The organism is Kitasatospora sp. NPDC096140, assembly GCF_040303045.1.
Taxonomy (GTDB): domain Bacteria; phylum Actinomycetota; class Actinomycetes; order Streptomycetales; family Streptomycetaceae; genus Kitasatospora.
Map to the genome: position 1 here is coordinate 1 of NZ_JBEOUW010000076.1, position 21,904 is coordinate 21,904.

Here is a 21,904-nt window from a genome sequence, read left to right on the forward strand (position 1 = left end):
CGGCACGTCGGGTTCAACGACCGGCACCCCGCCGGGACACCGGTCGCATCACCACATCATCCGAACTCGTTATGTGCGAAGTCCGGGGCTAGCCGACCGGCCAGGTGTGGACCGGCTCCCCGCCGCGCATGTACTCGGCGTAGCGCCGGGTCATCGCGGCGAGCGCCGTCGGCCGGTCCATCCCGTACTGCTCGCGCAGCCGGTGGAAGGTCGCGCTCTGCCAGGCCGCGCCGTTGGTGCGGCGCAGGCAGCGCTGCTCGATGATGCCCAGGTAGCGGTCGCGGTCGGCGGGCTCCACGCCCCACTCGTCGAGGCCCTGGTAGGCCATCGGCAGCAGCTCGCCCAGCACGAGGTCGACCGCGGACACCGTCTGGAGCCCGCCCCCGCGCCCGGCCCGTCCGGGGCGCGGCCACTGGAACACCGCGTCGATGCCGTACCGGGCGCCCTGCCGGAAGTTCTCGTCCGCCCGCTCGAACGGCAGCCGGGTCCAGACCGGCCGGGGCTGCTCGGCGAGCACCCGGACCAACCCGTAGTAGAAGGCGGCGTTGGCCAGCGTGTCGGCCACCGTCGGCCCGGCCGGCAGCGCCCGGTTCTCCACCCGCAGGTGCGCCACCCCGCCCGAGACGTCGTAGATCGGCCGGTTCCAGCGGTAGATGGTGCCGTTGTGCAGCCGCATCTCGGCGAGCTTGGGCGCGCCGCCGGAGGCCAGCACCTTCAGCGGGTCCTCGTCGTCGCAGATCGGCAGCAGCGCGGGGAAGTACCGCAGGTTCTCCTCGAACAGGTCGTACGCCGAGTCCACCCAGCGCTCGCCGAACCAGGTGATGGGGCGCACGCCCTGCGCCTTGAGCTCGGCCGAACGGGTGTCGCAGGCCTGCTGGAAGAGCACCGGCCGGGTCTCCCGCCACAGCTCCCGCCCGAACAGGAAGGGGGAGTTCGCGCCGATCGCGAGCTGCGGCCCGCAGAGCGCCTGGGCCGCGTTCCACACCGAGGAGAACCGCTCCGGGGTCACCTGCAGGTGCAGCTGCAGGGAGGTCGCGGCGGCCTCGGCGACCATGGTGATGGACTCCAGCTGGAGGTGCTCCACGCCCTCGATGTCGAGCGTGATCTCCTCCCCCCGCGCGGCCAGGATCTGGTCGCTGAGCAGGCTGTACCGCTGGTTGTGGCTCATCGCGTCGAGCCCGGTGTGGGCGTGCTCCAGGGTCGGCAGGATGCCCACCATGACGATCCGGGCACCCGCCTCGGCGGCCCGCCGGTCGGCGTAGCGCAGCCCGGTGTCGATCTCCTCGCGCAGATCCTCGAAGACGTGGCCGCAGAGCCGGTGCGGCGTGATGTTGACCTCGATGTTGAACCTGCCCAGTTCGGTCTGGAAGTCGCTGGAGCCGATCTCGCTCAGCACCTGGGCGTTGTTCATGGCCGGCAGGCCCTGCTCGTCGGCCAGGTTGAGCTCGATCTCCAGCCCCATCACGGCCCGCGGCCGGTCGAAGCGGTCCTCCCGCAGCATCCGCCCCAGTGCCTCCTGACAGGCCTGGAGCTTGCGCCGGTACAGCTGCCGGTCCGCCAGATCCGCCCGAGTCGCCACGACCTTCTCGCCCACGGTCCCCTCCTTCTGAGACACCCCGTTGAGCCACCCGGCCGACCGACCGTGGAAGCATCATGCCCACCTCGAAGATCGATACCCGAATGCTTGTACTGGCTTGCAATGCAAGGCAACTGACGGAATATCAGACCATCTGCAGACTTGCCCGGCGCCACCGCCTGTGATAAACAGATCACCCTGCGCTTCTGTTCGATGGAATTCGCACAGCCCTCCGGCCGGTCGGCTCCCGCCTCGGAACCCCTCGTCGACGGCGGCGACCGCGCCGGCACCGCGATCCTGCACAACCGGACACGGCCAGGCCCCGTCACCGATGACGCGCCGCGCCATGCCGGTATGCCGCACTCGCACGCCGATCTCGCTTGGAGAGGCGGACCCCGCCATGACTCTGCAGACCCCCCAGCCCCCGCCGAGCGCCCTGCGCGCGGTCCTGGGTGCACTCGACTCGGAGACCGCGCTGCGCCAGCCCGCCGCCGCAGCGCTGCGTCATCCGGCCGGCCCCCTGGTCCCCGCGCATCCGCTCGCGGTGCACGTCCTGGACGGCCCGCGCCCCGAACTCCCCGCCGCCCGCCGCACCGGGTGGCGCTTCCTGATCAAGGACGGCGCCGACGTGGCCGCCGCCGCCGAGGTGGTGCAGGCCGTCGAGGGCCACACCTTCTCCCACTTCACCGCCGGCCCCTACCTCGACTCCACGGTCCGGGCGCTGCGCGAGGCCTGGCAGCTCGCCCAGAGCTCCCGGATCCGCCAGCAGCCCCGACTGCTGACCTTCCCCGGCCAGTACGCGACGGCGCTCTGGCTGCACAGCCCCGACACCGGCCCGGCCGCCGACCTGCTGATCCCGCTCGCCCCGGCCCCGCTCGGCGTCACCGCCCACCGCGCCTACCCCGCCGCCGAACTCCTGCCGCTGCTCGCCCGGGCCCCGCTCGTCAGGCCGCTGCTGCTCGGCTCCCCCTGAAACGCCCGCATCCGTACGGGCCGCCGGACCACCCGCCCGGCGGCCCTCCGCCGTGCCCGCGCGCCGGCCCGCCCTCCCCGTGCCCGCGCACCGGCCGACTCTCCCCCGCCGCCGACGGCCCCGACGACCCTCCGCCCCGCGCCCACGTCCGCGCCCGCAGCCGGGGTCGGAACACGTCACCCGAACGGGCTGCCCACCGGGCGACAGCCGGGTGCCACCCGAACGGGGCATCCGCCATGGCCCGATCGGGCCATCCCCCACCTGATCCACCGGTGCGCGATTTCCCGCCGGCCCCACCTGAACGGGTGATCTCTGCCCGGGAGTTGTGGCGCATGTCACGAAATGCCTGCGAGCACGTCCGCAGATGCCGACACTGGGAACCAGCGTGGAAGGACCACCTGTCCTACCCACTTGAGCGCCGGTCAACACCTGGTCGGCGTGCGGACAGGATCCGACTACCGCGGCGGCCTCCGGACGGTACGACCTCCGGCGACCGCACCACGGGGAGGATCGCAGAGCGAAGCGAGGGTACGCGTATGTGCCAGCACCGTCCTGAGTGCCCATCGGCCGAGTCCGAGGACCGCGAAGCGGCCGTGTCGGTGGCCTGCCACCCGGAGCAGGGCTGGAGCCTGCTCTGCAACGGCGTCGTCCTGTTCGAGGACACCGGAGAGCTGCTGCCGGACGGCCGGGTGATCGCCCCGCGCCGCCCCGTCGCCCACGCGGCCTGACCGCGCGGTCCGACCGTACGGCGGGCGCGGCCGCCGGATCGATCGCCGTACGGGCAGGGCCCCGGCGGAGAGTTCCGCCGGGGCCCTGCCGTGCGTCCGGCCGCCGTGGCGGCCGGATCCGTCAGACGCCGTACTCGTCCAGCGGCGGGCAGGAGCAGACCAGGTTGCGGTCGCCGTACGCGCCGTCGATCCGGCTCACCGGCGGCCAGTACTTGTCCGCCGGGTTCACGCCCGCCGGGAAGACCGCGTCCTGCCGCGAGTAGCCGTGTGCCCAGTCGCCGGCCAGCTCGGCGGCGGTGTGCGGGGCGTTGCGCAGCGGGTTGTCGTCGGCCGCCCACTCGCCCGAGCCGACCTTGTCGATCTCGGCCCGGATCTCGATCATCGCGTCGCAGAAGCGGTCGATCTCGTGCAGGTCCTCGGACTCGGTCGGCTCGATCATCAGCGTGCCGGCCACCGGGAAGGACATCGTCGGCGCGTGGAAGCCGTAGTCGATCAGGCGCTTGGCGATGTCGTCCACCGTCACGCCCGTCTCCTTGGTCAGCGGGCGCAGGTCGATGATGCACTCGTGGGCGACCAGCCCGCCCGGGCCGGTGTAGAGCACCGGGAAGTGCGGCGCCAGGCGCTTGGCGATGTAGTTGGCGTTCAGCACCGCGACCTGGGTGGCGTGCTTGAGGCCCTCGCCGCCCATCAGCCGGACGTACGCCCAGGAGATCGGCAGGATCGCCGCCGAGCCCCACGGCGCGGCCGAGATCGGACCGACACCGGTGGCCGGACCGGCCTCCGCCTGCAGCGGGTGGTTCGGCAGGTACGGCGCCAGGTGGGCGCGCACCGCGACCGGGCCGACGCCCGGACCGCCGCCGCCGTGCGGGATGCAGAAGGTCTTGTGCAGGTTCAGGTGCGAGACGTCCGCGCCGAACTTGCCCGGCTTGGCCAGACCGACCAGGGCGTTCAGGTTGGCGCCGTCCACGTAGACCTGGCCGCCGGCCTCGTGCACCATCGCGCAGATCTGGGTGATCTCGGTCTCGTACACGCCGTGGGTCGACGGGTAGGTGACCATCAGCACCGACAGGCTGTCGCGGTGCTGCTCGATCTTGGCCTTCAGGTCCTCGACGTCCACGTCGCCGTCGACCAGGGTCTTCACCACGACCACGCGCATGCCGGCCATCACGGCGGAAGCCGCGTTGGTGCCGTGCGCCGAGGACGGGATCAGGCAGACGTCACGCTGGGTGTCGCCGTTGGCGTGGTGGTAGGCGCGGACGGCCAGCAGGCCGGCCAGCTCGCCCTGGGAGCCCGCGTTCGGCTGGATCGAGACCGCGTCGTAGCCGGTCACCTCGACCAGCTGCTGCTCCAGCTGGCGGATCAGGGTCAGGTAGCCCTGGGCCTGGTCGATCGGCGCGAAGGGGTGGAGCTGGCCGAACTCCGGCCAGGTCACGGCCTCCATCTCGGTGGTCGCGTTGAGCTTCATGGTGCAGGAGCCCAGCGGGATCATGCCGCGGTCCAGCGCGTAGTCCCGGTCCGACAGGCGGCGCAGGTAGCGCAGCATGGCGGTCTCCGAGCGGTGGCTGTGGAAGACCGGGTGGGTCAGGTACTCGTCCTCGCGCAGCAGGGCGCCCGGCAGCGCGTCGGCGGTCTCGGCGACCTCGACCGCCTCGACGCCGAACGCGGCCCAGACGCCGGCCAGGTGCTCGCGGGTGGTGGTCTCGTCGGTGGAGATCGAGATCCGGTCCGCGCCGTCCTGGTGGACGTTGATGCCGTTGGCGCGGGCGGCGGCGGCGATCTCGGCGGCGCGGCCCGGGACGACGGCGGTGACGGTGTCGAAGAACTCGCCGTGCAGCAGCTCGACGCCGCCGGCCCGCAGGCCCTCGGCGAGGGCGGCGGCGTACCGGTGGGTGCGGCGGGCGATGTCGGCCAGGCCGTCCGGGCCGTGGTAGACGGCGTACATCGAGGCCATGACGGCGAGCAGCACCTGGGCGGTGCAGATGTTGCTGGTGGCCTTCTCGCGGCGGATGTGCTGCTCGCGGGTCTGCAGCGCCAGGCGGTAGGCGCGGTTGCCGTCGGAGTCGACGGAGACGCCGACCAGGCGGCCGGGCAGCGAGCGGGCGTACTCGGCGCGCACCGAGAGGTAGCCGGCGTGCGGGCCGCCGAAGCCCATCGGCACGCCGAAGCGCTGCGAGGTGCCGCAGGCGATGTCGGCGCCCAGCGAGCCGGGGGACTTGAGCAGGGTCAGCGCCAGCAGGTCGGCGGCGACGGCGACGATCGCGCCCAGGCCGTGCGCCTGCTCGATCACCGGGGTGAGGTCGCGGACCACACCGGTGGCGCCCGGGTACTGCAGCAGCACGCCGAAGACGCCGCGCTCGGCGATCTCGGCCGGGATGCCCTCGGACAGGTCGGCGACGACGACCTCGACACCGGTCGGCACCGCGCGGGTGTTGATCACCGCGATGGTCTGCGGCAGGGTCTCGGCGTCGACCAGGAAGACGCCGCCCTTGACCTTGGTGACGCGGCGGGCCAGCGCCATCGCCTCGGCGGCCGCGGTGCCCTCGTCCAGCAGCGAGGAGCCGGAGGTCGGCAGGCCCGTCAGGTCGGAGACCAGGGTCTGGAAGTTGAGCAGCGCCTCCAGGCGGCCCTGGGAGATCTCCGGCTGGTACGGGGTGTAGGCGGTGTACCAGGCCGGGTTCTCCATGACGTTGCGCAGGATCACCGGCGGGGTGAAGGTGCCGTAGTAGCCCAGGCCGATCATCGGCTGGAGCACCTGGTTGCGGCCGGCCAGCTCGCGCAGCTCGGCGAGGACCTGCGCCTCGGACCGGCCGGCGGGCAGGTCCAGGCCGGTGATGGAGCGGATCGCCTCGGGCACGGCGGTGGCGGCGAGCTCGTCCAGCGAGCCGTAGCCGACGGACGCCAGCATCTTCTCCTGCGCGGCGGCGTCGGGGCCGATGTGGCGGTTCTCGAAGGGGCTGGCCAGCTCAAGCTCGGTGAGGGTCGAGGCGCCGGTGGGGCGTCCCGCGTTCGGCTGGGCGTTCATGTGGTCGAGGCCTCCTGGTCACGGACCGGCGGGGGTACGCACGCCGGCCGACCTTCCCGCTGCGGACAGCGAACTCAGCCGTGGCGGGCGAACCCGACAGGCCTCCCCCTCTGTCATCGGGACCTGAGAGCTTCGCCCGCACGGAGCGCGCTGTGAGCGCTCCGTCGGCTTGCACCGTCGGTGAGGGTGGTGGTCGCCGGCTTCCGTGCCGACACTCCTGCCCTGCTTTCCAGAGTGACCTACCCCACACGGTACGGATGCCTGAGAGATTCCGGGGAGGAGTTGCTCCTTCGGCGCTCCGACCAGCGGTTTTCGCGGCGGAGACTCTCCCGAGCGGGCTCTGCGGTCGCCGCCCAGGGTACCAGCGGGAGGCCTTCCGATCACGGGTGCTTCAGGTCACGCCGGGTCTACGCGCGTCCCCCGGACGGCGCAGCACGCAGCCCGTCCGGCGCACCCCGGTCGCGCCCGTCCGATTCATGGCATTTGGTGTGAAGTGGCGGACGGAACGGGTGCTCCGGCCGCCTTCCTGCGGGGGTTCCGCAGGCCCAGCGCCCTGGAGGAATGAGTGCAGACCGACATCGACCCCCGGGACCTCATCGGCCACAAGGCGGTCGACCGCAACGGAGACAAGATCGGCACGGTCGACGAGGTCTATCTGGACGATGCCACCGGACGGCCCGAGTGGGCCGCCGTCCGGACCGGCATCTTCGGCCGGGACGCCTTCGTCCCGCTCACCACGAGCGACTTCTCCGGCGAAGAGCTCCGGGTCCCGTACGACAAGTCGCTGGTCAAGGAGTCCCCGGACTTCGGTGTGGGCCAGCACCTGTCCCCCGCCCAGGAACTCCAGCTCTACCGCTACTACGGCCTCGACACCCCGGGGAGCGACGACCCGGCCGGTGAGAGCGGCGGCCACGCCGCGCAGTCCGACCTCGACTTCGGCACCGCCCCGGCCGCCGCGCCCGCGACGGCTGCGGCGGCTGCGGCCACGGCCACGGCCACCACCACCAAGCCGCTCGCCCTCCGCTCGCCCGAGCCCGCCCCGACCGACACCAGCACCGCCCCGGAGGCCCACGTGCGCACCCTCAGTGCCCCCGCACCCGCCCACGCTCCCGCTCCCGCTCCCGCCGTCACGCCTCCCGTCGAGCCCAAGCCGCAACCGCAGCCGCAACCGCACCCGCAGTCGCAGCCGGCCGAGAGCACCGTGGGCGCCGCCGCTCCCGCCCCCACCGACCCGGTCGAGATCACCTGCCGCGAGGAGCGACTGGAGGTCACCACCGAGTGGCACACCGTGGGCACCGCGAAGCTGCGCAAGTACGTGACGACCGAGCAGATCGAGCGCCGGGTCCCGGTGGTCCGCGAGCGCGTCCGGGTCGAGCGGATTCCGGTCGGCGAGGCCGAGCGCGCCTCCCTCACCGAGAAGGAGATCGCCGAGGCCGTCGAGGAGGTCACCCTCCGCGAGGAGCGTCCGGTGGTGCACAAGTACCTCGCCCCCGTCGAGCGCGTCCGCCTCGTCGTCGAGCGCTACACCGCCGAGGAGGTGATCCGGGACGAAGTCCGCCGCGAACACGTCGAGGTCCACGACGACACCCCCGCCGAGATCGCCGAGGGCCCACGCCCGTCACCGGCCGCTCCCGCCCCGGAGACCTCCCGCCCCGCCGCCATGCGCCCCCTCGTCTGACCAGCACCCCACCGAGGGCCCCGACCACCCGGCCGGGGCCCTTTTCCCATGCCCGGGCACCCGCTGCGACGGCCACCCCCGGCCCGCCACAGGCGCCCGACGGACGCCCGGCACTCCGCCTTTGCCAAAGCTTAACCACTCGATATTTGACACTCTGAAGTATCTCCCTGCATGGTTACTTCAGTTCATTCACTATGTACGGGAGGAAGCAACCGTGAGTGAGGCACCCCAGCCCACCACCGCGGCCGAGAAGCAGAGCAGCACCCGGGTCCTGCCGGCCCTCATCCTGGCGATGCTGTCGTTCAGCGTGGTGCAGACCGCGGTCGTCCCGATCCTGCCCTCGCTGGCCAAGGAACTGAGCGTCTCGGGCTCCAGCATCACCTGGCTGATGACCGCCAACCTGCTCTCCGCCGCAGTGCTGACTCCCCTCCTCGGCCGCTTCGGCGACCTCCGGGGCCGTAAGCCGATGCTGCTGATCTCGCTGGCCGGTCTGGTCGCCGGCTCGGCACTGGCGGTCACCACCCACTCCTTCACGTGGCTGGTCGTCGCCCGCGTCCTGCAGGGCGCCGGCGGTGGCGTGATGCCGCTGGCGATCAGCATCGTCCGCGACGAGCTGCCCAAGCAGAAGGTGACCGGCGGCGTCGCCGCCATCAGCGCCTCGATGGGCGTCGGCTCCGGCCTCGGCCTGGTCGCGACCGGTCTCCTGCTGGAGCACTGGAACTACAAGTCGATCTTCTGGATGGGCCTGGTCTTCGGCCTGATCGCCGTCGCCCTGGTCGCCTTCCGCGTCCCGTCCGACCCGGTCACCGACAAGGAGGGCGGCGCCGACCCGCTCGGCGCGATCACCCTGGCCGGCTGGCTCTCCGCACTGCTCGTCGCGGTCAGCCAGGGCAACCACTGGGGCTGGACCTCCACCAAGACCCTCGGCCTCTTCGCCGTCGCCGCCGTCGTCGCCCTGGTCTGGGGCATCATCGAGACCAAGGTCAAGCACCCGCTCGTGGACATGAAGATGATGTCCCGCCCGGCCGTCGCCTTCACCAACACCGCGGGCCTGCTCATCGGCTTCGGCATGTACGGCTCCTTCATGGTCATCAGCAACTTCGCCCAGACCCCGGAGAAGCTGACCCACTACGGCTTCACCGCCACCGTCCTGCACGCCGGTGTCATGCTGCTGCCGTCCGCGATCGGCTCGATGGTGGCCGCCCCGCTCGGCGCGGTGCTGATCGCCCGTCGCGGTCCGCGTCTGCCGCTGGTCCTCGGTGGTGTCCTCGGCGCCATCGCGATGGCCTACCTGGCCCTGCGGCACAGCCACGAGGGCGACATCTACACCGCCTCGGCGATCTTCGGCCTGGGCGTCGGCCTCGCGTTCGCCGCGATGCCGGCCTACATCAACGGCGCCGTGCCGGTCGAGCAGAGCGGCATCGCCAACGGCATGAACTCGGTGCTGCGCACCGTCGGTGGCGCGATCGGCACCGCCGTGATGGCCGCCATCCTGACCGGCGACACCATGAAGCTGCCGCCGCAGATCCCGCTGACGCTGCCCACCCTGGACGCCTACAAGCACGCGTTCTGGACGGCGGCCGTGGTCTGCATCGTCGCCGGTGTCGTCCCGTTCCTGATCCGCACCGTCAAGCCGGCCGCTCCCCTGACCGTCGTCGAGGGCTCGGCCCAGCAGGACTCCAGCGACAAGCTGGTGAAGACCGACGCCTGACGAGGCGTCCGGCCCCGCGCTCAGGGACAGGGCGCGGGGCCCCGGTCCCCGTACGTCGCGAGGGCATCACGAACGTACGGAGTCCGGCACGGTGATGCGGCTCCACCCGGTACTCCCCCACCGGGTGGGGCCGTTTTCGTGTCCCGGCCCCGTCCGCCCGCGCCCGCCCTCCCGGTCGGCGCCCGCGCCCCCTCTCAGCCCCGCTCGCCCGCCCCGCCGTCCGCGTCCGGGTCCCGGCCTGCGCCCCCGCCCGGATCCACGCCCCCGACAGGGTCCGCGTCCCGGCGCAGCGGCAGCGGCCGGGCCGGCTCCAGCGCCGGGTCGTCCACCGCGAAGGTCCGCACCCGCCCCGGCCCGCTCCACGGCGTCTCGAACCGTACGGTGACCCTCCCGACCCCACTGCCCTGCACCCAGCCCGGCCCGAACTCCGTGTGCCGGACGTCCTGTCCGGGCATCCAGCGCCGGACCACGACGGCCTCCGGCTCCTCCTCGGCCTGCTCGGCCTCGGCCGCCGCCTCCGCGTGCTCCGCCGCCTCCTCCCGCAGGGCCTGGGCGAACAGGTCCTCCTGGGTGTAGTCGGCGAGTTGGGCGACGCCCACACCGAGCAGCCGGACCCCACCGGTGATGTCCACCTGCTCGGCCAGTCGGCGCGCGGTCGCGGTGATCACCGCCTCGTCGTCCGTGGGCCCGCCGAGGGTTTCCGAGCGGGTCAGCGTCGAGAAGTCGAACCGGCGGACCTTGAGCACGACGGTCCGGCCCGAGCGCCCGGCCGCCCGCAGCCGCCGCACGCACCGCGCGGCCAGCGCCTCCACCTCCCGCAGCACCCGGTCCCGGTCGGCCAGGTCCACCTCGTAGGTGTCCTCCACCGAGACGGACTTGGCGTCCTGGTCGGCCACCACGGGCCGCTCGTCCAGCCCTATCGACATGTGGTGGATCCCGGCGCCGTGCGCCCGCCCGAGCAGCTGCACCAGCTCCGCCTCGCCGGCCTCCGCGAGGTCGGCCACGGTGTTCAGCCCGGCCCGCCGCAGCACCTGCTCGGTGGCCGGCCCGATCCCCGGCAGGGCCCGGACGGGCATCGGCCCGAGCACCGCGCGCTCCTGCCCGGGTTCGATCAGCACCAGGCCGTCCGGCTTGGCCTGCTCGGAGGCGATCTTGGCCATCAGCTTGGACCCCGCCGCCCCCACCGAGCCGGTCAGCCCGGTGAGCCGCTCGATGTCCGCCCGCAGATCCTCCGCCAGCGCGAGCACCAGCCGCTCGCCGGTCTCGTGGTCCGTCTCCGCCAGCACCGGGCCGTACGGACCGGCCTCCAGGTCCACGAAGGCCTCGTCCAGGCTGAGCGGCTGCACCAGCGGCGACAGCTCCCGCAGCAGGCCCATCACGATCTCACTGACGTGCCGGTAGGCCTCGAAACGGCCCGACAGGAAGGCCGCGTTGGGGCAGAGCCGCCGCGCCTGCGCCATCGGCATCGCCGAGTGCACCCCGAACTTCCGCGCCTCGTACGAGGCCGTGGAGACCACCCCGCGCCCGCCGAGCCCGCCGACGATCACCGGCTTGCCGCGCAGGCTCGGCTTGGCCGCCTGCTCCACCGCCGCGAAGAAGGCGTCCATGTCGAGGTGGATGATGCTCGGCAGTGATCGCACCCGCCGATCATCGCGCACGGGTCCGACAGTGCGTGCGAACCCGGCCGCGGCCCGGCGGGCGGCCGCCTACGGCTGCGTCCTCGCCGCGTCCGCGAGCGCCTTCGGAATGCCGTCCTCCTTGGGCCCGAGGAACACCGGGTCCGGCCGCAGCCACGCGTTGACCGCCGCCTTGCCCGCCCCGGCCACCTCCCGCGCCCCGCCGTACAGCCAAGTCTCGTCGTGGAACTCCGGCACCCCGACCGCGTAGGAGCGGATGCCCGCCGCCTCGCACAGCGCCAGCGCCCGCCGGACGTGGAAGTCCTGGCTGACCAGAACCGCCCGGTCCACCCCGAAGATCCGGTGCGCCCGGGTGCAGGAGTCCCAGGTGTCGAAGCCCGCGTAGTCCCGCACCACCCGCTCCGCGGGCACCCCGTGCGTGGTCAGGTACGTGAACATCGCGTCGGGCTCGTCGTACTCGGTCCGCCCGTTGTCCCCGGTCACCAGGATCGCCTGCACCTTGCCCTCCCGGTACAGGTCCACCGCCGCCACGAGCCGGTGCTCCAGGTACGGCGAGGGCTTGCCCTGGTCCAGCCCGGCGCCGAAGACCACCGCGACCGGCGCGGACGGAGCGCTCTCCACCGTGCCCACCCGGTCACCCGCGGAGAACCACACCCAGGCGCTCGGCGCCAGTGCCAGCGAACAGAGCAGCGCCCCGACCTGGAAGACCCTGCGCTGCGTCCTGCGCTGGCGCAGCCGTGCCCCCGACAGTACGGCCCTGCGCCGCAGCAGCCCCGCCATCCCCGTGCCGACCCCCACGTGCCCTCCCTCGATCGTTTCGCCAGCCAACACGACGGGGCCGCGGGCCCGAACGGTTCCCCGTCCGGGCCCGCGGCCCCGTCGAATCGTTGCTCAGACCGCCCGGTTGCGCCGTTGGGCCAGTTCGTCGGCCGGGTCCTGCCCGACCACGGTCTCGCCGGTGTCCGTGCGCTCCGCGTGAAGCCGCCCGAGGGTCAGCTCCAGCTCCCGCCAGACCGCTCCCACCGCGATGCCGAAGACCCCCTGACCGCCCTTCAGCAGGTCCACCACCTGCTGCGGCGTGGTGCACTCGTACACCGTCGCGCCGTCGCACATCAGCGTCATCCCGGCGAGGCCGCCCTGGTCGGCGGCCTGCAGGTGGGCGACGGCCACCCGGATGTTCTGCAGCGACACACCCGCATCGAGCAGCCGCTTCACGATCTTCAGCAGCAGGACGTCGCGGAAGCTGTAGAGCCGCTGGCTGGTCGCCGGGTAGGCCGTCCGGACGCTGGGCTCCAGCAGGCCCGTGCGGGCCCAGTAGTCCAGCTGGCGGTAGGTGATGCCGGCTGCCGCACAGGCCGTCGGGCCGCGGAAGCCGATCAGTTCCGACGTCGGGGCCAGCCGCTCGATGGCCGGCTGCCCCGGCTGTACGGCGGGGAACCTGCTCACCCGGGGAAGGTCCGTGACGGTGCGGGCGGTGCGCGGCACGTGCACGGCGCACAGGCCTCCCACGGCGTCATCGCCGGTGCTGCTCATGCCTGCCTCCGTCCACTTGTGCTGCGGGCAACCCGACTGCGGGCATCGGCCACCCGGACAGCCACTCCTGACGGTAGGCAGTCCCCTATGACCCGTCAACGATCGCCACGCCGGGCCAGACAAACCACATCACTCAGGAGAGTGGTTTTTCGTGCCCCTAGTCTGGGTAGGTCGACGGTTTTTGGCAAAACGATAAGCCGAATGCCCGCTCAGCCGGTCCCCACTACTGCGGGCCGCCGCCCCCGAAGTCCTCGGGCGACACCTGGTCGAGGAACTCCCGGAACTTCTCGACCTCGTCCTCCTGCTCGTCCGGGATCGCGATGCCCGCCTCGGCGAGCACCTCCTCGCTCCCGTAGATCGGCGTACCGGTCCGCAGCGCCAGCGCTATCGCGTCGGACGGCCGGGCGCTCACCTCGACCCCGCCGGCGAACACCAGCTCGGCGTAGAACACGCCCTCCCGCAGATCGGTGATCCGCACCTCGGTGAGCTGCTGGCCGAGCGCCTCCAGGACGTCCTTGAAGAGGTCGTGCGTCAACGGGCGCACCGGCGTCATGCCCTGCTGGGCGAAAGCGATCGCGGTCGCTTCGCCGGGGCCGATCCAGATCGGCAGGTAGCGATCTCCCCCGACCTCCCGCAGCAGCACGATCGGCTGGTTGGAAGGCATCTCCACTCGGACACCCACGACGTCGAGCTCATTCACACAGGCAACCCTATGGCTCCGGTCCCGGATATGAAAGCGCAGAGCGGACGCCGCTGGTCAGCGCGGTGCCACCGCTGCCCGGAGGCCGCCCGGGAGGCTACCCGCGGGTCCGCAGACCGGCCTGGACCATTGCCGCGTGCAGGCGGACGGACAGCGTCGCGAGCTCCCGCGCGGTGGCCTCGGCATGGGCCCTGGTCTGCGGGTTCCGGTGCCGGCGCAGCGGCGCCACCACCTGCTCCACCAGCGCGATCTCGCGGTCGGCCGCCGCCTTCATGGCTCTCAGGTGCCGCGGCTCCAGGCCGTACCGACCGAGCTCCGCGACCAGCCGGGCCACCTGCAGCGCCTCGCCGTCGTACCCGCCGTCCTGGCCCGGTGCGACCAGCCCGTAGGACTCCCACTCGGCGAGCTCCCGCTCGCCGGCCTCGGCGGCGGCGAGCAGCTCGGCACGGCCCAGCCGGACCCCGGAGGGGACGTCTGCGGAGGCCACCAGCTCGCGGTCCGCCTCCTCCAACGGCCCGGGCCGGCTGTCGGCCGGGGCGGGCAGTGCCGGCGGGCTCTCGCCGCGCTCGATGGCGTCCAGGTGCTCGCGGATCACCCGCAGCGGAAGGTAGTGGTCCCGCTGCATCCGCAGGACGTAGGCCAGCCGCTCGACGTCGGCCGGGCTGAACTTGCGGTACCCCGAGGGCGTGCGCTGCGGCTCGACCAGTCCCTCCGCCTCCAGGAAGCGGATCTTGGAGATGGTGACCTCGGGGAAGTCGTCGCGCAGGAAGGCCAGCACCGCGCCGATGCTCAGCAGTTCGTCACCGCCGCGCCGCCGACCGGCGGGCCGGTCCGTGCGGACCGGCTGCCTGGGGCCCGCGACCACCCCGCGCCCGCCGCGGTCCGCCTGCGGACCGGACGGAGCTGGGGTGGCCGCCCCGAGAGAAGAGGAAGGGGTATTCGTATTCACTCGGGCTCCTGCCGACGTTGGTTTCAGTACCCCCGGTTGTGGCCGGCGAAGAACACCAGCCGGTACTTCCCGATCTGGACCTCGTCGCCGTTGTTCAGCGACACCTCGTCGATCCGCTCCCGGTTCACGTAGGTGCCGTTCAGGCTGCCCACGTCCGCGACGCTGAAGCCGGCCGGGGTGCGGCGGAACTCCACGTGGCGGCGCGAGACCGTCACGTCGTCCAGGAAGATGTCACCCTGCGGGTGGCGCCCCGCCGTGGTGACGTCCGAGTCCAGCAGGAAACGGCTGCCCGAGTTCGGGCCGCGCTGCACGATCAGCAGGGCCGAGCCCGGCGGCAGGGCGTCGATCGCCGACAGCACCTCGGCCGACAGGGCCGGCGTGGCGCCGGTGCCGGTCGTGGTGTTGGGGTCGTACGACTCCAGGCCGGAGATGGAGATGGTCGACGTGGTCTCCGCCGCCCCCTCCGGCAGCAGACCGCCGCGCAGCGCCGTACCGCAGTTGGAGCAGAACCGGGCCGCGGCCGGGTTCTGGTTGCCGCACCTGGGGCACGGAGAGGGGCCAGCCATGTTCACAGCCTCCTGGCGCGGCACACCCGACGGGTTGTGCCCGGCGTACGGGTCCGGGGCAAACCCTCCACCAGAGGTTGAGGGTGCTGACGGGAAACCTATGCGCGGGTCACCGGAGGGGTCAACCGACGCGCCGTAGCCCGCCGGATTCCCGGCGTACTGGGCGGCGCCGCCGTCCCGGAACAGCTGCTGGCCGGCGTACGGCGCGGCCTCGGGGGCGGGTCGCATGCCCGGCACGGCGGGCTCGTCCTCCGGCCGGCGGTGCCGCGCGGTCGGCGCCTCAACGGCGGCCGCGTCGTTGTCCTTGTTGCGACCGAACAACTTCGAGAAGAAACTCACGGGCGAATCCCCTTGCGTGTGACAGACCCGCCCGCGGGGCAGGGTGAGAACCTCGGACAGGCTGCGAGCCCGGTTGCGGCTCGGGCCCGCTTGAGTGGTACTCCGACAGTTGGTGCTGCGGTTCTTGATCCGGAGCGTACTGGTGCGAACCAGTCTCGCCCACGTGGCGGCGGCGCCCCGCACCGGGTGCCGCCGGCCCGTGACGGGCCGTTCGTCGGACGCCTCGTCACTTCGAAGCCGGCTTGGCGTACTGCGGCGTCTTCGGATCCACGAGGGCGTCCACGACAACCTTCTGCTGCTGGGTGATCGTCGCCCGCGCCTGGTGGCTCTCCAGCGTGCGGACGACCCCTCCCGGGATGTTCAGCGCGGGTGTCAGATCCTGCGGGTTCCCCACGACGGTGAACCGATAGGGCTGCGAGACCTTCTTCCCGTCGATCTGCACCCCACCGCCCGAGAGGTCGGTGAAGTAGGTGTTGACCACCACGCGCACATCGTTGATCTGAATCGCCTCCGCCCCCGCCGCTCGAAGTTCCTGCAGGGTGTCCAGCAGCATATCTGCCTTCACCTGCCCTTGGGGATCATCGACCGTGAGTACGATGCCCGGACCGGTGGCTCTGACGGTACCGGCGAGCACGCCGAGTTCCGTCACCTTCTTCCTGGTCTGTTCCTGGGCCTCCTTGGCCTGGTTGGAGCTGTTCTCCAACTTCGCCAGGGACTGCTCCAGCTCCGCCTTCTCCTGCTGGAGACGCTGCTGACGGCTGTCCAGTTCGTCGAGGATCCGGACCAGGTCCTCCTGCCGGGCGCCCCGGAGCTGGCTGTGGTGGTCGTTGGTCGACCGCACCTGGATGGCCAGCCCCAGACCGAGCGAGAACAGCAGCAGTGCCACCACCAGCTGCCCGCGGGACAGTCGCGGTGGCCACAGCGCCGCCTTCAGACGCCGCCGGCCGGCGCTCCCGTCCACGGCGGGCTCCTGCTCGCCGGGCTCCGCCGCTGCGGGGCCGGGCTCACCCTCAGGCTCCGGTTCGGACTCCGGCTCGGCCTGCGGCGCGGGGACGGCCTTCGGCTCCGGCCGGACCGGCTTCACCAGCCGCAGCGTGGGCTCCGGGATCGAGTCGGCCTCAAGCTCGGCCTCAGCGTCAGACTTCTCCTCGGCCGGGTCCTCCGTCGGCTCCTCCGCGGCATCCCCGACCGGCTCGGCCCGCGCAGCCGGGACGGCCGCTCCGGCCTCCTCAGCAGCCTCGTCCGGCTCCGCCGACCCGTCCGGCCCGGCCTCCCCGCCCGACTCCGGCTCGGGCGCCTCGGCGGCCGTCACGACGGACTCCTCGGAAGTCCTGCCGTCCGACTCCACGGTCGGCTCCGCGGCCGGCCCGGCGACGGTCCGCACAGCGGCCCGCTCGGCCACCGCCGCGTCCCGCTGCTCCTGCGCCGCCTCCTCGCGGCCCTGCTCAGGCACGGAAGACATGGCGCCGGATCGCAGCCGCGTTGGAGAAGATGCGGATGCCGAGGACGACGACCACACCCGTGGACAGCTGCGAGCCGACGCCCAGCTGGTCACCGAGGAAGACGATCAGGGCCGCGACCACCACGTTCGACAGGAACGAGACGATGAAGACCTTGTCGTTGAAGATCCCGTCGAGCATCGCCCGGACGCCGCCGAACACCGCGTCCAGGGCCGCGACCACCGCGATCGGCAGGTAGGGCACGACGGCGTCCGGCACCTCGGGTTGGACGAACAGGCCGACGACCACCCCGATCACAAGACCCAGTACGGCAATCACGGTCTGGCTGCTCCTGTCCCTGTCGTGGTCTTGGCGGATCCGGTCGACGGGCGCCGCTTGGGGTTCTGACCACCGCTGGTCGCGGATGGTGAAGGGCTCGATGAGGCCGACGGTGAGACGGACGCGCCCGGGCCCTCCGGGGTTCCTGGGCCGGGCGAGGCCGTTCCGCTCGCCGTGGCCGTGGCCGACGGTGTCGCCGGCGGCGAGGGCTCGGGCGTGACCGGCTGCGCGGTCCGCAGCGTCACCCCCACCGCCGCCGGAAGCGTCAGGCTCTTCTGCGTGGAGAGCGTCGACTTGATGGCGTACTTCTCCTGGAGCAGCCGCAGGTACTGCCCGGCCATGTCGTTCTCGAAGGCGGTGAGGAGCTTCGGCCCGTCCCCGATCGCCTGGATGGTGTACGGGGGCACCAGCGGCCGGTTGTCCACCAGCACCGCCTCGCCGGCGGCCCGGATCGCGGAGAGCGCGGTGAGCCGCTGGCCGTTGATCGCGAGGGCTTCGGCGCCGGATCCCCAGAGGCCGTTCACCACCAGTTGCAGGTCGCGGTCCCGCAGTCGGCCGCTGTTGGAGAAGCCCTGCCCCGCCCGCGGGTCGACGTTGCCGCCCAGGCCCGTCCCCGCGGCATCCTCCAGGACCAGCTTCACTCCCGGCCCGGTGACCTCGCCCAGGCCCACGGCGCCGCTCAGACCCCCCGTGTCACCGTCCCCCGAGGCGAGCGCCTGTTGCTGCGTGTTGTCGACCTTCCGCCGCAGCTCCTGCACCTGCTTCTGCAGCTGGTCGGCCGAGGTGTTGCTGTCGTTGATCCGGTGGATCAACGCGTCCCGCTCCTTGGCCAGTGTCGGCTCGGCCTTGTGCGCGTTCACCGCGCCCACCGTCACCACCGCTCCGACCAGCGCCAGACCGGCGCCCAGCGTGAGCAGGCCCTGGAGCGTCCCGGGTATCCGGCTGTCGCGGGCACCACCGCGGGCCGCGGCCGCCTCGGCGTAGCCCTCGTCCAGGCTGTGGTCCATCACGTTGGTCAGCAGGGACATCGAGGCGTCCGGGCGGTTGTACCGCCCGTTCGGGGTACTCGGTGTCGGCGTCGCTGGCATGCAGACCATCGTCCCATGACGGCGAGGGGGTCCGTGCACGGCCCCTGAGCTGCACACACGCTGCACACAAGGCGGAAGTGACGAATTGTTCCGATTGATGTGAAAACGGACAGCGGGGCGCACGAACGATGCCGTGCGCCCCGCCGATCGGGGTCGTTCCGTCCTCGGGCCGGTTCGCTCCTCAGACCCGGGCCGTCACCGCCCGGCGCCCTCGACCACCGCCGCCCACTCGTCCAGCAGCGCCTCGGTGGCCTCGTCGTCCGGGCCCTCCGCCCAGAGGTGGGTGATCGCCTCGGCCGGGTCCGGCAGCACGAGCGTCCAGCGCCCGTCCGCCTCGACCACCCGGACGCCGTCGGTGGTGTCCAGCCGCCGGCTGCCGGCCGCCTCCACCACCGAGCGCATGACCATGCCCTTCGCCGCCCACGGCGTCGCGATGTCGCGGCGCCGGATGTGCGCCTGCGGGATCCGCGCGTCGATCTGGCTCAGCGTGAGCTGGGTCCGCGCGACCAGGCCGACCAGCCGGACGAAGGCCGCGGCGCCGTCCAGCACTCCGCTGAACTCGGGCACCACGAAGCCGCCGCGTCCGTCCCCGCCGAACACCGTGCCCTCCGCGGAGGCCGCCTTCGCGAGGTCGTCCGGCGTCGTCGTGGTCCAGATGACCTGGGTGCCGTGGTACGCGGCGACCTGCTCGGCGATCCTGGTCGTGGTCACCGGCAGCGCCACCTGCCCGCTGCGGCGCTCGGCCGCCACCAGGTCCAGCAGCACCAGCAGCGCCCGGTCGTCGTCGATCACCCGGCCCAGCTCGTCCACGAACGCGACGCGCTCGCCGACCGGATCGAAGCGGACCCCGAAGGCCGCCCGCGAGGAGGCCACCAGCTCACCGAGTCTGGCCAGCCCCGCCCGCCGCGTCTCCGCGTCCTCCGTCGGCCGCGCCTCGTCGAGCCCGCTGGAAACGGTCAGCGCCTCCACCCCGAGCCGCCCGAGGATGCTCGGCAGGACCAGGCCCGCGCTGCCGTGCGCGGTGTCCACCACCACCTTCAGCCCGGCCTCCCGGACCCCGGTGGTGTCCACCGTCCGCAGCAGGTTGCCCGCGTAGGAGTCGAAGACGCTGGACGGGAAGGTCAGGTCCCCGATCTCGCCGGGGAAGGCCCGCCGGTACTCCTGGCGCGCGTACACGCGGTCCAGCTTGCGCTGCCCGCCCTGCGACAGGTCGGCACCGCGCTCGTCGAAGAAGAGGATGTCCAGCGAGTCCGGCACCCCCGGCGTGGTCCGCAGGAAGATCCCGCCCGCACTCCCCCGGGCCGTGTGCTGTCGCGCCACCGGCATCGGCACGTTCTCCAGGTCGCGGACGTCGATCGCCGAGGTCTGCAGCGCCGAGATCATCGCCCGTTTGAGCGCACGCGCACCACGCGAGTGGTCACGCGCAATGGTGACGGTCGCCCCCTTCTTCAGGGTCGTCGCGTACGCCCCGGCCAACCGGACGGCGAGTTCCGGGGTGATCTCGACGTTCAGGATCCCCGAGACGCCACGGACGCCGAAGAGGTGCTCCTGACCGCGCGACTCCCAGATCACCGAGGTGTTGACGACGGCGCCGGCCTCGATGGTCTTGAACGGGTAGACGCGGACGTTCGCCCCGATGATCGACTCTTCGCCGACCAGGCACTCGTCCCCGATCACCGCCCCGTCCTCGATCCGCGCGGCCCGCATCACGTCGGTGTTCTTGCCGATCACGCAGCCCCGCAGATTGCTCTGCGGCCCGACGTACACGTTGTCGTGCACCACGGCCTTGTGCAGGAACGCACCGCGCTTGACGACGACGTTGCTGCCCAGCACGGTGTGCTCGCGGATCTCGACGCCGGCCTCGACCTTGGCGTAGTCCCCGATGTAGAGCGGCCCGCGGAGCACCGCCTCGGGGTCCACCTCGGCCCCCTCGGCGACCCACACGCCGGGCGAGATCTCGAACCCGTCCAGCTCGACCTCGACCTTGCCCTCCAGGACGTCCGCCTGGGCCTTGCCGTAGCTCTCGTGCGTGCCCACGTCCTCCCAGTAGCCCTCGGCGACGTAGCCGTAGACCCGCTTGCCCTCCTTCAGGAGCTGCGGGAAGACGTCGCTCGACCAGTCGACGGACTCACCCGCTGCGACGTAGTCGAAGACCGCGGGTTCCATCACGTAGATACCGGTGTTCACCGTGTCGGAGAAGACCTGCCCCCAGGTCGGCTTCTCCAGGAATCGCTCGACCCGTCCGTCGTCATCCGTGATGGTGATACCGAACTCCAGTGGATTCGGCACCCTGGTGAGACAGACGGTGACCAGAGCATCCTTGCTGCGATGAAAGTCGATCAATTCGGAGAGATTGAAGTCGGTCAACGCGTCACCGGAGATCACCAGGAACGAGTCGTCCTTGAGTGCGTCCTCGGCGTTCTTGACACTCCCCGCAGTGCCCAGTGGTGTCTCCTCGTGGGCATAGGTCAGATGCATGCCCAGCTCTTCGCCGTCACCGAAGTAGTTCTTGACCAGTGACGCAAGGAACTGCACGGTGACGACGGTGTCGGAGAGACCGTGCCGCTTCAGCAGCCGAAGCACGTGCTCCATGATCGGCCTGTTGGCGACCGGAAGCAGCGGCTTCGGCATGCTGGAGGTCATCGGGCGGAGTCGAGTCCCCTCGCCCCCTGCCATTACAACGGCTTTCATTACGGGTGCGTCCTCCTTCGCGGTGGTGGACCAGCAGGTCCATCAAACCGTTCCAGAGGGTTCTCTACCCGGAAGGTATCGTCCGACGCACCGATGAGGCGTGGGGCTTCTCTCAGATCACGTCTCAGACTGCGGACGCCGAGCCCGCGGGACGCCCCTTGACGATCTGCCGCGCCTGCACCGCGTAAAGAATGGCGGCCCACCAGTACAGCGTGGTCCCCCACCAGATGAAGGCCCAGCTCACCACCTCGGCCGGCCGCGCGAACCAGCTGTCCACGCTGCCCAGCAAGAGGAGCGGGAAAGCGTACATCAGATTGAAGGTCGCCGCCTTCCCCAGGAAACTCACCTGCAGCGGGCCGTACCCGTGCTTGTTCAGAATGGGCAGCAGCGCGGCGATGAAAAGCTCCCGGGCCAGCAGAATCGCCGTCAGCCACCAGGGCAGAATCTCACGCCAGGTCAATCCGACCAGCGTGGACAGCACATAGAGCCGGTCGGCCAGCGGATCCAGCAACTGCCCCACCCGGCTGATCTGCCCCCACCGCCGGGCGAGCTTTCCGTCCAGGTAGTCGCTGATTCCACTGAGCATCAGGATCAGCAGCGCCCAGCCGTCATTGTTGGGCCCGCCGAAGACCGGCCACAGAATGAGCCAGAGAAAAAGCGGGACGCCGACCAGCCGGCCCATGCTCAGCAGGTTGGGGATGGTGAGGACGCGATCGGTCTGGACCCGCGTCTCCTGGACCTCCACCCGGGGGCCTCCTGTCCGTCGTGACGACAATGCACATTGACCTTACAACAGAGAAGCCCCCGTCCGGTTCACCCGGCGGGGGCTTCTCTCGAAGAATTGTTCGGCGGCGTCCTACTCTCCCACAGGGTCCCCCCTGCAGTACCATCGGCGCTGTGAGGCTTAGCTTCCGGGTTCGGAATGTAACCGGGCG

General features: G+C 71.7%; 17 protein-coding genes, 1 rRNA gene and 2 riboswitches. Of the genes, 4 read left to right on the forward strand and 14 right to left on the reverse strand.

Annotated features, from left to right (window positions below):
• Window positions 1–88 precede the first annotated feature (88 nt).
• Window positions 89–1,594, reverse strand: coding sequence for a glutamate-cysteine ligase family protein (locus ABT048_RS40060; protein ID WP_350526583.1), 1,506 nt, complete (start codon window positions 1,592–1,594; stop codon window positions 89–91).
• 382 nt (window positions 1,595–1,976) lie between these two features.
• On the opposite strand from ABT048_RS40060, the gene ABT048_RS40065 reads away from it, so the two are divergent.
• Entirely contained in the window at window positions 1,977–2,549 is a 573-nt protein-coding gene (locus ABT048_RS40065; protein WP_350526584.1) for a hypothetical protein, read from the forward strand.
• A gap of 536 nt (window positions 2,550–3,085) precedes the next feature.
• Window positions 3,086–3,277: a DUF5999 family protein gene (locus ABT048_RS40070; protein WP_030256473.1), complete on the forward strand. Its 192-nt coding sequence runs from the start codon at window positions 3,086–3,088 to the stop codon at window positions 3,275–3,277.
• A 121-nt stretch (window positions 3,278–3,398) separates the two neighbouring features.
• On the opposite strand, the gene gcvP is transcribed toward ABT048_RS40070, so the two are convergent.
• Complete coding sequence (gcvP, locus tag ABT048_RS40075) at window positions 3,399–6,299, reverse strand: aminomethyl-transferring glycine dehydrogenase (protein ID WP_350526585.1); 2,901 nt, start codon at window positions 6,297–6,299, stop codon at window positions 3,399–3,401.
• Window positions 6,300–6,402: 103 nt separating this feature from the next.
• A riboswitch (glycine riboswitch) is annotated at window positions 6,403–6,537 on the reverse strand.
• A gap of 1 nt (window position 6,538) precedes the next feature.
• Window positions 6,539–6,641: riboswitch (glycine riboswitch) on the reverse strand.
• 223 nt (window positions 6,642–6,864) lie between these two features.
• Here gcvP and ABT048_RS40080 point away from each other — a divergent pair.
• Both ABT048_RS40080 and ABT048_RS40085 read left to right on the forward strand, forming a co-directional pair.
• Window positions 6,865–7,977 carry a PRC and DUF2382 domain-containing protein gene (locus ABT048_RS40080; RefSeq protein WP_350526586.1) on the forward strand — a complete coding sequence of 371 codons (1,113 nt, stop codon included), beginning with the start codon at window positions 6,865–6,867 and terminating at the stop codon, window positions 7,975–7,977.
• A 214-nt stretch (window positions 7,978–8,191) separates the two neighbouring features.
• Window positions 8,192–9,688, forward strand: a complete 1,497-nt coding sequence (locus tag ABT048_RS40085; protein WP_350526587.1) for an MFS transporter — start codon at window positions 8,192–8,194, stop codon at window positions 9,686–9,688.
• A gap of 194 nt (window positions 9,689–9,882) precedes the next feature.
• Here the strand turns inward: ABT048_RS40085 and ABT048_RS40090 are convergent, their stop codons facing one another.
• The 12 genes from ABT048_RS40090 to rrf all read right to left on the reverse strand — a co-directional run.
• The gene (locus ABT048_RS40090) at window positions 9,883–11,328 is read right to left on the reverse strand and encodes a DNA polymerase IV (protein WP_350526588.1); all 1,446 of its coding nucleotides are present in this window, start codon (window positions 11,326–11,328) and stop codon (window positions 9,883–9,885) included.
• Window positions 11,329–11,394: 66 nt separating this feature from the next.
• Entirely contained in the window at window positions 11,395–12,105 is a 711-nt protein-coding gene (locus ABT048_RS40095) for a SanA/YdcF family protein (protein ID WP_350526593.1), read from the reverse strand.
• 111 nt (window positions 12,106–12,216) lie between these two features.
• The gene (locus ABT048_RS40100) at window positions 12,217–12,858 is read right to left on the reverse strand and encodes a MerR family transcriptional regulator (protein ID WP_350526589.1); all 642 of its coding nucleotides are present in this window, start codon (window positions 12,856–12,858) and stop codon (window positions 12,217–12,219) included.
• A gap of 223 nt (window positions 12,859–13,081) precedes the next feature.
• The gene (locus ABT048_RS40105) at window positions 13,082–13,558 is read right to left on the reverse strand and encodes a bifunctional nuclease family protein (protein WP_030062493.1); all 477 of its coding nucleotides are present in this window, start codon (window positions 13,556–13,558) and stop codon (window positions 13,082–13,084) included.
• Window positions 13,559–13,655: 97 nt separating this feature from the next.
• On the reverse strand, window positions 13,656–14,351 hold the full coding sequence (gene ftsR / locus ABT048_RS40110) for a transcriptional regulator FtsR (protein ID WP_350526594.1): 696 nt from the start codon (window positions 14,349–14,351) through the stop codon (window positions 13,656–13,658).
• A 179-nt stretch (window positions 14,352–14,530) separates the two neighbouring features.
• Window positions 14,531–15,412 (reverse strand): double zinc ribbon and FHA domain-containing protein, encoded by an 882-nt coding sequence (locus ABT048_RS40115; protein WP_396546177.1) that lies wholly within the window; start codon window positions 15,410–15,412, stop codon window positions 14,531–14,533.
• A 226-nt stretch (window positions 15,413–15,638) separates the two neighbouring features.
• Window positions 15,639–16,520, reverse strand: coding sequence for a DUF881 domain-containing protein (locus ABT048_RS40120; RefSeq protein ID WP_502894136.1), 882 nt, complete (start codon window positions 16,518–16,520; stop codon window positions 15,639–15,641).
• A 337-nt stretch (window positions 16,521–16,857) separates the two neighbouring features.
• A complete protein-coding gene (locus ABT048_RS40125) occupies window positions 16,858–17,190 on the reverse strand; it encodes a small basic family protein (protein WP_030062488.1) in 333 nt (110 codons plus the stop codon).
• On the reverse strand, window positions 17,187–18,278 hold the full coding sequence (locus tag ABT048_RS40130) for a DUF881 domain-containing protein (protein WP_350526590.1): 1,092 nt from the start codon (window positions 18,276–18,278) through the stop codon (window positions 17,187–17,189). The genes ABT048_RS40125 and ABT048_RS40130 overlap by 4 nt, the downstream gene beginning before the upstream one ends.
• Window positions 18,279–18,473: 195 nt before the next feature.
• Complete coding sequence (locus ABT048_RS40135; RefSeq protein WP_350526591.1) at window positions 18,474–20,969, reverse strand: sugar phosphate nucleotidyltransferase; 2,496 nt, start codon at window positions 20,967–20,969, stop codon at window positions 18,474–18,476.
• A 124-nt stretch (window positions 20,970–21,093) separates the two neighbouring features.
• On the reverse strand, window positions 21,094–21,714 hold the full coding sequence (gene clsA / locus ABT048_RS40140) for a cardiolipin synthase ClsA (RefSeq protein WP_350526592.1): 621 nt from the start codon (window positions 21,712–21,714) through the stop codon (window positions 21,094–21,096).
• A gap of 98 nt (window positions 21,715–21,812) precedes the next feature.
• A 5S ribosomal RNA gene (gene rrf, locus ABT048_RS40145) occupies window positions 21,813–21,904 on the reverse strand; the annotation flags it as partial.